Source organism: Streptomyces sp. XM83C (assembly GCF_023072675.1).
Classification (GTDB): Bacteria; Actinomycetota; Actinomycetes; order Streptomycetales; family Streptomycetaceae; genus Streptomyces; species Streptomyces thermocoprophilus.
Genome location: NZ_JALLGL010000245.1, coordinates 1 through 9,354 on the forward strand (window position 1 = coordinate 1; position 9,354 = coordinate 9,354).

At 71.4% G+C, this 9,354-nt stretch carries 8 protein-coding genes; 1 reads left to right on the forward strand and 7 read right to left on the reverse strand.

Annotation, left to right across the window (positions count from 1 at the left end; translation table 11 throughout):
- Nucleotides 1–153 precede the first annotated feature (153 nt).
- The 7 genes from MTQ10_RS23050 to MTQ10_RS23080 form a co-directional block, all read right to left on the reverse strand.
- Entirely contained in the window at nucleotides 154–1,122 is a 969-nt protein-coding gene (locus MTQ10_RS23050; RefSeq protein ID WP_247471953.1) for an N-acetylglucosamine kinase, read from the reverse strand.
- Nucleotides 1,113–2,378, reverse strand: a complete 1,266-nt coding sequence (locus tag MTQ10_RS23055) for a 6-phospho-beta-glucosidase (protein ID WP_247471955.1) — start codon at nucleotides 2,376–2,378, stop codon at nucleotides 1,113–1,115. Before MTQ10_RS23055 ends, MTQ10_RS23050 begins: the two co-directional genes overlap by 10 nt.
- A 7-nt stretch (nucleotides 2,379–2,385) precedes the next feature.
- A complete protein-coding gene (locus MTQ10_RS23060; protein ID WP_247471957.1) occupies nucleotides 2,386–3,279 on the reverse strand; it encodes a carbohydrate ABC transporter permease in 894 nt (297 codons plus the stop codon).
- A 2-nt stretch (nucleotides 3,280–3,281) separates the two neighbouring features.
- On the reverse strand, nucleotides 3,282–4,223 hold the full coding sequence (locus MTQ10_RS23065) for a carbohydrate ABC transporter permease (RefSeq protein WP_247471959.1): 942 nt from the start codon (nucleotides 4,221–4,223) through the stop codon (nucleotides 3,282–3,284).
- Nucleotides 4,223–5,557: an ABC transporter substrate-binding protein gene (locus MTQ10_RS23070; protein ID WP_247471960.1), complete on the reverse strand. Its 1,335-nt coding sequence runs from the start codon at nucleotides 5,555–5,557 to the stop codon at nucleotides 4,223–4,225. Before MTQ10_RS23070 ends, MTQ10_RS23065 begins: the two co-directional genes overlap by 1 nt.
- Nucleotides 5,558–5,597: 40 nt before the next feature.
- Nucleotides 5,598–6,800 (reverse strand): ROK family transcriptional regulator, encoded by a 1,203-nt coding sequence (locus MTQ10_RS23075; protein ID WP_247471970.1) that lies wholly within the window; start codon nucleotides 6,798–6,800, stop codon nucleotides 5,598–5,600.
- A gap of 390 nt (nucleotides 6,801–7,190) precedes the next feature.
- Entirely contained in the window at nucleotides 7,191–8,366 is a 1,176-nt protein-coding gene (locus MTQ10_RS23080; RefSeq protein ID WP_247471972.1) for a mechanosensitive ion channel family protein, read from the reverse strand.
- Nucleotides 8,367–8,708: 342 nt separating this feature from the next.
- On the opposite strand from MTQ10_RS23080, the gene MTQ10_RS23085 reads away from it, so the two are divergent.
- Entirely contained in the window at nucleotides 8,709–9,245 is a 537-nt protein-coding gene (locus MTQ10_RS23085) for an HNH endonuclease (protein ID WP_067236479.1), read from the forward strand.
- Nucleotides 9,246–9,354: the final 109 nt, after the last annotated feature.

The following is a 9,354-nucleotide window of genomic DNA, read 5'->3' on the forward strand; positions in this document are numbered from 1 at the left end:
GCCCGGGAATGTTTAAAAGGGACAGCCGCCGGGGGAGGCACCCCGTCAGCGCCGGGTGGCGCGGCCCCCCGACGCCCGCACCGATGCCGGGTGACCCTGTGGCGCGGGGGCGCCCACCCACCCCGAGGGTCCGCACCCGCGCCGGGGCGTGGGTCAGGTGAGGTGGGTGCGGAGGGACTCGTGGGACTTCAAAGGGGCGTGCAGGTGGTCGAGGCCCAGCAGGGCCGCGCCCAGCACCGGGGGAGCACCGACCAGCCGCGCCGTGGCCTTCGGGGCCCGAAGGGACAGCCCCGCCCGGATGCCCTCCGTCAGGAGCGGATGGTCCGCCGTCAGGACACCTCCGCCGAGCAGGACCGGCGTGTCCTCGTCCAACAGCTCCAGGCGCCGCAGCGCCACGACCGCCATCGTGACGATCTCGTCCGCGAGCCGTTCGACGACGCCCCGCGCCACCGCGTCCCCCGCCGCCGCCACAGCGAACAGCACCGGCGTCAGCTCGTGCCGCCGCGCGTCCGGGACGCGCCCCAGATGCAGCGCCTCGATGAGCGCGTACATCGTCGGCAGGGAGAAATGCGCCGGCAGCGCGGACGCGAGCGCCGTCGGCTCCCCCCGCCCGTCCTCCGCGCGGGCCGCGTGCCACAGGGCCTCCTCGGCGAGCCCCCACCCGCCGCCCCAGTCGCCGGAGATACGCCCCAGCGCGGGGAAGCGGGCGGTGCGGCCGTCGGGCCGCATGCCGACGCAGTTGATCCCGGCGCCGCACACCACGGCCACGCCGCGCGGCTCGGCGACACCCGCCCGCAGGATCGCGAACGTGTCGTTCCGTACGACCGTGGAGGCGCCCCACCCGCGCGCGTGCAGGGCCGCCGCGAGCTGTTCCTCCTCCACCGGCAGGTCGGCGTTGGCGAGACAGGCGGACACATGGGTGACCGAGTCCAGCCCGGCGCGGGCCAGCGCCTCGGTCACCGGTGCCGCGAGCGCGTCCAGCGCGGCGTCGAGGCCCACGGCGGGCGGGCGGAACCCTCCGCCGCGTGCCGTGGCGAGGACGTCTCCGCCCGTGGTCACCACCGCGACGTCGGTCTTGCTGTTGCCGGCGTCGATGGCGAGGACGGTTCCGGTCAGGCCCACGGAAGGTGCTCCCGGTTGTGTGCGACGAGTCGGTCGGTGAGGGCGTCGGCGCGGTCGTACTGCCCGATGAGGGGGTGGGCGAGCAGCGCCCGGTGGACGCGGTCCCGTCCGCCGCGCAGGGCCGCGTCGAGCGCGAGCTGCTCGTAGGCGGTGACATGCGCCATGAGGCCCGCGAAGAGCGGGTCCGGCGCGGGCACGGGCAGCGGGTTCGCGCCGGTGCGGCCGACCGCCGACTGGACCTCGACGACCGCGTCGTCGGGGAGGAACGGCAGCGTGCCCCGGTTGAGGGTGTTGACGACCTGGTAGGGGGAGCCGGAGCCGCCCAGCAGCGCGGCGGCCAGGTCGACGGCGGCCTCCGAGTAGTAGGCGCCGCCGCGCCTGGCGAGCAGCGCCGGTTTCTCGTCGAGCGCGGGATCGCCGTACATGCGCAGCAGTTCGGTTTCCATCGCCGCCACCTCGGCGGCCCGGGACGGCTTGGTGCGCTGCTCGCGGACCACGTCGTCGTGCGCGTAGTAGTAGCGCAGGTAGTAGGAGGGGACCACGCCGAGCCGGTCGAGGAGGGTGCGCGGCAGGCGCAGGTCGGCGGCGATGCGCTCGCCGTGCTCGGTGAGCAGTTTCGGCAGGACGTCCTCGCCCTCGGGGCCGCCGAGGCGGACGCCGGTCTCCCAGGTGAGGTGGTTGAGACCGACGTGGTCGAGGTGGACGTCGGCGGGGTCGACGTCGAGGAGCCCGGCGAACTTGCGCTGGAAGCCGATGGCCACGTTGCACAGGCCGACCGCGCGGTGGCCCTCCTGGAGCAGGGCGCGGGTGACGATGCCGACGGGGTTGGTGAAGTCGATGATCCAGGCGCCGGGGTTGCGGCGGCGGACCCGGTCGGCGATGTCCAGGACGACGGGCACGGTGCGCAGCGCTTTGGCGAGGCCGCCTGCGCCGGTGGTCTCCTGGCCGACGCAGCCGCAGTCCAGGGGCCAGGTCTCGTCCTGTTCGCGGGCGGCCTGCCCGCCGACGCGCAGCTGGATCAGGACCGCGTCGGCGCCGTCCACGGCCGCGTCCAGGTCGGCGGTGGTGGTGACCCGTCCGGGGTGCTGCTGCCTGGCGAAGATGCGCCGGGCGAGGCCGCCGACGAGGTCGAGGCGGTCCGCCGCCGGGTCGACGAGGACGAGTTCCTCGACGGGCAGGGTGTCGCGCAGACGGGCGAAGCCGTCGACGAGTTCGGGGGTGTAGGTCGAGCCTCCGCCGACCACGGTGAGTTTCATGTGTCGTTCAACCCTTCACTCCGGTGAGCGTGACGCCCTCGACGAACGCCTTCTGCGCGAAGAAGAACACGAGGATCACGGGGGCCATGACCAGCACGGTCGCGGCCATGGTGAGGTTCCAGTCGGTGTGGTGCGCGCCTTTGAACGATTCCAGGCCGTAACTGAGCGTCCAGGCTCCCGGGTTGTCCGAGGCGTAGATCTGAGGGCCGAAGTAGTCGTTCCACGCGTAGAAGAACTGGAAGAGGGCCACGGCGGCCACGCCCGGTTTCGCCATCGGCAGTACGACTTTCAGCAGGGTGCGTACGTCGCCGCAGCCGTCGACCTTCGCCGCGTCCACGTACTCGTCGGGGATCGTCGTCAGGAACTGCCGCAGCAGGAAGACGGAGAAGGCGTCGCCGAACGCCATCGGGATGAGCAGCGGCCACAGGCTGCCCGACAGGTCCAACTGCTTCGCCCAGAACAGGTACATGGGGATCACGACGACCTGCGGCGGCAGCATCATCATCGAGATCACCAGCATCAGCGCCAGATTGCGGCCGCGGAAGCGGAACTTGGCGAGCGCGTAGGCGACGGGCACGGAGGAGACGACGGTGAGGACGGTGCCGAGACCGGCGTAGAGCAGGGTGTTGCGCCACCACGTGAGGAAGCCGGGCGTGTCGAAGACCTTGCGGTAGTTGCCCCACTGCCAGGTGTGCGGGATCAGGTCGCGGCTGAGGGCCTGGCTGTCGCTCATCAGGGAGGTGAGGAACACGAACACGAACGGCAGCGTGAAGAACAGCGCGGCGGCCACACCGAGGGAGTGCACGGCTATCCACTCCAGCGCGGAGCGGCGGCGCGCGGCCCGCGCGGCGGGCGCCGCCGGGGCGGGGGTGCGGACCGGGGTGTCCAGCAGCTGGGTCATCGTCAGTCACCTGCCTGGATCAGACCGCCCCGGCGTCGCATCAGCAGCGCGGTGAACACCATCGACAGGGCGAAGAGGACGAGGGCGACCACGCACGCGGAGCCGTAGTCGAAGCGCTGGAAGCCCAGGTTGTAGACGAGCTGGGGGAGGGTGAGCGTGGACTTGTCGGGGTAGCCGGGCTCGAACTGGGCGCCGGCGCCCTGGATGACACCGGAGGCGACCTTTCCCGCGATGAGCGGCTGCGCATAGTACTGCATCGTCTGGATGACGCCCGTGACGACGGCGAACATGATGATCGGCGAGATCGTCGGCAGGGTGACGTACCGGAAGCGCTGCCAGGACGACGCCCCGTCCAGTTCGGCCGCCTCGTACTGCTCCTTCGGTACGTCGAGCAGCGCGGCCATGAAGATGACCATGAGGTCGCCGATGCCCCACAGGGCGAGCAGGGTGAGCGCCGGCTTGGACCAGGACGGGTCGTTGAACCAGCCGGGCGCGGGCAGTCCGGCCCGCTCCAGCAGGGAGTTCACCGGGCCGGTGCCGGGGTTCAGCAGGAACGCGAACGACATGGTCGCGGCGACCGGCGGCGCGAGATACGGCAGATAGAACAGGGTGCGGAAGACGCCCGTGCCCGTCTTGATCTTCGTGATGAGCAGGCCCACGCCGAGGCCGAACAGCACCCGCAGCGTCACCATCACCACGACCAGCCACAGCGTGTTGCGCAGCGCGGGCCAGAACAGGGGGTAGTGCGCGAAGACGTACCGCCAGTTCTTCGCGCCGCTCCACTGCGGCGTCCGGAAGCCGTCGTAGTGCATGAAGGAGAAGTAGACGGTGGACAGCAGCGGGTAGGCGAAGAAGACCGCGAAGCCGATCAGCCAGGGGGAGAGGAAGGCGAGGGTGCGCAGCGCCGACCTGCGGCGCTTGGCGGCGAGGCTGGCGGCGCTCATCACTTCGCCTGCGCGATGTCCGTGTCGATCTGGGCGGCCGTCCTCGCCAGGCCTGCCTTGAGGTCGCGGGCCTTGCCGCTCTCGTAGTCGTAGCCGAACTGCTGGATCGTCACCAGGTAGACGCCACCGTTGACGGAGGCGGGGGTGGTGGTGGAGTGCGGGTTCGCCGCGATGTCGAGGAACGTCCTGAACCGGGGGTCGTACGTCAGCTTCGGCGACTTCAGCGCGGCCAGCGTGGAGGGCACGTTGTGGATGGCGTTGGAGAAGCCGACCACGGCGTCGGTGTCGGTGGTCATGTACTTCACCAGCTCCCAGGCCGCGTTCTGCTTCGTGCTGTTGGCGGCGATGCCGGCGATCGTGCCGGTGATGTAGCCCTTGCCGTACTGGTCGATCCGGTCGTCGGGGACGGGCAGCGGGGCGACGCCGATCTCGAAGCCCGGCTTGGCCTCCTCGGCCATGGCGAGCCGCCATTCGCCGTCGAGCTGCATGGCGACCTGCCCGGTGTGGAAGGGGTGCTGGGGTCCCCACTCGTCGCCCAGCTTGGAGCGGAACGTCTCCAGCCTGCGGTAGCCGCCGAGTTCGTCGACGAGCCGCTTCTGCAGCGTGAACGCCTTCTCGAACGCGGGGTCCTTCGCGATGTTCGACTTGCCGTCGGCGTCGAAGTAGGTGGGGGAGAACTGGGCGAGGTAGTGCTCGGTGGTGGACTCCCAGCCGTGGTAGTTCGGCATGAACCCGAGCTGCTTGTACGAGTCGCCGTCGCCGATCGTCAGCTTCTTCGCGTCGGCCTCGAACTCCGACCAGGTCCTCGGCGGGTTCTCGATGCCGGCTTTCGCGAAGGCGGTCTTGTTGTAGTAGAGGCCGTAGGCGTCGCCGAGGAGGGGGACGGTGCAGCGGTTCCCCTCGAACTGGGTGTACTCGTTCATCGCCTTCGGGAAGGTCGCCTCGGGGTCGATGCCCGACTTCTCGAAGAACGGGTTCAGGTCGACGAGCGCGCCCGACGAGCAGAACTTCCCCACGTTGTTCGTGGTGAACGAGGAGATGACGTCGGGGGCCTTGGAGCCGCCCGCCCGCAGCGCCTGGTTGATCTTGTCGTCGGTCATGCCGCCGACGACCGTGACATGGATGTTGGGGTGCTTCTTCTCGAACCCGGCGACCAGCGACTTCACCGCCGCGACCTCACCGGGCGCGCTCCAGGCGTGCCAGAACGTCAGCGTGGTCTCCTTCGACGGATCGTCGGAGGCGCCCGAACCGGACTGGCCGGTACAGGCGGTGGCGAGGAGAGCGACGGCGACCGCGGCGGCCACCTTGCGGAACGAACGGGAGTTTTCGGGCATGACGGGGCCTCCCAAGGCAGGGTGAGTGGGTGGGAAACGCTCAGCGCGAGGTGTCGAAGACCTCGTCGCGGGTGGTGGCGAGGGCGCTCTCCAGCGCCCCGCGCAGCACCGGCTGTTCGGTCACGTCCGCGACGGCGAGCCGGGGCCGGGCGGCGGCCAGTTCCTCCAGCTCGTCCTGGACGAGGCCGCGCAGCACGTCACCGCCGGCGATGAGGCAGGCGCCGGACAGCACGACCAGTTCGGGGTCGAGGACCGACACCAGCGAGGCGAGACCGGTGGCGAGCCGCGTCGCGTACGTCTGCAACAGCAGCCGCCCGGGCCCGCTGTCCTCCTCGGCGGCCCGCCGCAGCAGTACGGCGGCCACCTCGGCGTACGGCCCGGACGGGATGTCGGTGACGCCGACCTGCCGGGCCAGCTCGGGCACGGCCTGGGCACCGGCCAGCTCCTGGTAGCCGCCGCTGTTGGCCCGCGTCACCTGCCGCACCAGGGGCGTGCCCGGCACGGGCAGGAAACCGACCTCACCGGCACCGCCGGTGAAGCCCCGGTGCAGCCGCCCGCCGAGGACGAGCGCGGCGCCGAGACCCTCCTGGTTCCACAGCAGCACGAAGTCGGCGTGGCCCCGGGCCGCGCCGAGCCGCTGTTCGGCGACGGCCGCGAGATTGACGTCGTTCTCGTACTCCACCGGCATCGGCAGCGCCGCCGCCAGCTCCTCCAGCAGGGTGGGGGAGTGCCAGCCGGGCAGGTGGGAGGCGTACCGCAGCCGCCCGGTGCCCGGGTCGAAGGCGCCGGGCGTGCCGATGACGATCCGGTGCACCGCGTCCCGGGTGAGCCCCGCCGCCTTCACGGCACCGTCCAGCGCGTCGAGCACCTGCCGGACGACGGGCCGCGCCGGCTTCCGTCCGGGAGTGGCCAGCTCGTACGACCCGACGGTACGGCCCGTGATGTCGGCGACGGCGGCACGGATCCGCCGCGGGGTGACGTCCAGCCCGGCGGCGTACGCGGCGGCCGGGTTCACCTCGTACAGCTGGGCGCTGGGCCCGGGACGTCCCTCACTGGTCCCCCCGGCCAGCACCAGCCCGGCCGCCTCCAGTCGCGCCAGCAACTGCGAGGCCGTCGGCTTGGACAGCCCGGTCAGCCTGCCGATCCGGCTCCGCGACAGCGGCCCGTGCTCCAACAGCAGGTCCAGCGCGGCCCGGTCGTTCATGGCACGCAGCACACGCGGGGTCCCCGGCGTACCTGCCATCCCGACCCCACCTGCCTTCCCGGCGCCCCAGCTTCCCAGCGCCCCCGGCCGACTGTCCACCTCGCCCCCCCGACTGTTAGGAAACTTTCCTATCGGTTGCCGGGCAAGCTATGCCCCCCGACAACGACCAGTCAAGAGACCCGCACCCACCTCCGCCCTGCGCGAGAACCCCCCACCGGCCGGCAGGTGCACTCAGGGGCGCGGGGAACTGCGCGCCCAGCCCCCACCGGCCGGCGGTGAAAAGCGAAGGCCCGCCCCATCAGGGGCGCGGGGAACTGCGCGCCCAGCCCCCACCGGCCGGCCGGTGAGACCGAAACCCCAGGCCCCCCGAAAGGGGGCGCGGGGAACTGCGCGAAAGCCCCCCACCGGCCCGCAGGTGAAACCGAACCGTCACTTCCCGCCCGACGCCGCCGCCGGCGAGACAGGCGTGGAGCTCTGCACCTGAGGAGAAGAACCGTCGACGATCACCGAAGGCGCCGAAGCGGTGGTCGTCGGACCGGCAGCCGTCGGACCGGCAGCCGTCGGACCGGCAGCCGTCGGACCGGCGGCCGTCGGACCGGCGGTCGTCGGACCGGCACCGTCGGCATCCTCCACCGCCGTCGCCCCACCCACGATCGGGATGTCCGCCGCGTTGAACGCCCGCTTGATCCGCCACCGCAGCTCCCGCTCGACGGTCCGCGCCTTGCCGGGCATGGTCCGCGCGGACACCCGCACCACCATGGAGTCGAGCTCCACGCTGTCCAGGCCGAGCACCTCGACGGGGCTCCACAGCAGCTCGTTCCAGGGCTCCTCCTTGCCCATCTTCTCGGCGACCTCGTCGAGAGTGGCCTTCAGCCGGTCCAGGTCCTCCGTCGCCTTCACGGTCACGTCGACACCGGCCGTGGCCCAGCCCTGCGACAGGTTGCCGATGCGCTTGACCTCGCCGTTGCGGACGTACCAGATCTCGCCCTCGCTGCCGCGCAGCTTCGTCACGCGCAGGCCGACCTCGATGACCTCACCGGAGGCCACGCCCGCGTCGATGGTGTCGCCGACGCCGTACTGGTCCTCCAGGATCATGAACACGCCGGACAGGAAGTCCGTGACGAGGTTCCGGGCGCCGAAACCGATCGCGACGCCCGCGACACCGGCGGACGCCAGCAGCGGCGCCAGGTTGATCTGGAACGCCGACAGCACCATCAGCGCGGCCGTGCCGAGGATCACGAACGACGCCACCGACCGCAGCACCGAACCGATCGCCTGCGACCGCTGCCGACGCCGCTCGGCGTTGACCAGCAGCCCGCCCAGCGCCGTGCCGTCGACGGCCTGCACGGTGCGGTTCATGCGGTCTATCAGCTTGGTGATCGCCCGCAACACCACCTTGCGCAGCACCACCGCGATCACCAGGATCAGCAGCACCTTCAGCCCGATCGCCAGCCAGGTCGACCAGTTCTCCTCGACCCAGCTGGCCGCCTGCGTCGCGCTCTGGTGGGCGTCCTGAAGCGACGGCACCTCGGGCACCAGCGGCTCGGACGGGGACGGCGACGGGGACGGGTCGGCAGCCGCGATCACGGCGGGCGACGCGGACAGGGACACGGCAGGTACCTCCAGGTGCGCTCCCGCCCGGTCCGGCACGGCGGTCGGGTCAAGGTCACGGGAAGGTCACCGGGCGGGCGGAATCACCACACTAACGGGGCATCGTGTGTGCGCCGTGCGGAAGTGTGAAGGAGATACGGCCCCCGTCCGGGCCCGGATACACCGCATGAACTGGAGGGATGAACCCACCGCGATCCTGGGGATGCATGTGGTGTGGTCGAAAACACTCCCAGCCCGTTACCGGGACATGGTGGCGCGTCCGCCAGGCATGAGGGGAGACTGACCACAGATCGTCCCGGCGCGAGCCACGCGCCGCCGGCGTACAAGGAGGCACCCGTGCCGCATGTCCTGGTCCTCAACGCGTCGTACGAGCCACTCGGCGTCGTACCGCTCCGCCGCGCGCTCGTCCTCGTCCTCGAGAACAAGGCTGTCTGCCTTGAGGAGTCCGGCGCCTTTCTGCACAGCGCAACCGTCACTGTCCCCGCACCCAGCGTGGTCCGGCTCAAGCGTTTCGTGAGGGTTCCCTACCGGGGACCCGTTCCTCTCACCCGTCGCGCGCTCTTCGCCCGCGACGGAGGCCGGTGCATGTACTGCGGTGGCGTCGCAACCAGCGTCGACCACGTCATCCCGCGCTCGCGCGGGGGCAAGCACGTCTGGGACAACGTGGTGGCCTCCTGCCGCCGCTGCAACCATGTCAAAGCCGACCGCCACCTGGTGGAGCTGGGCTGGCGGCTGAGGCACAAACCAGCACCCCCCACCGGTCTGGCCTGGCGCATCATCGGCACCGGCCACCGGGACCCGCGCTGGCTGCCCTACTTGCAGCCGTACGGCGCGGACGACGCCCTGGCCCGGATCGACGGCATCTCAGCCTGACGATCCGGGCCTTCGCGTCCCGGCGCACCGCACCACGGGCACGGCACGCCGGCCGGCCCCGGGAGTCCCCTGTGCCCCCGGGGCCGACACCAGGCCCACCCCCGCGTCC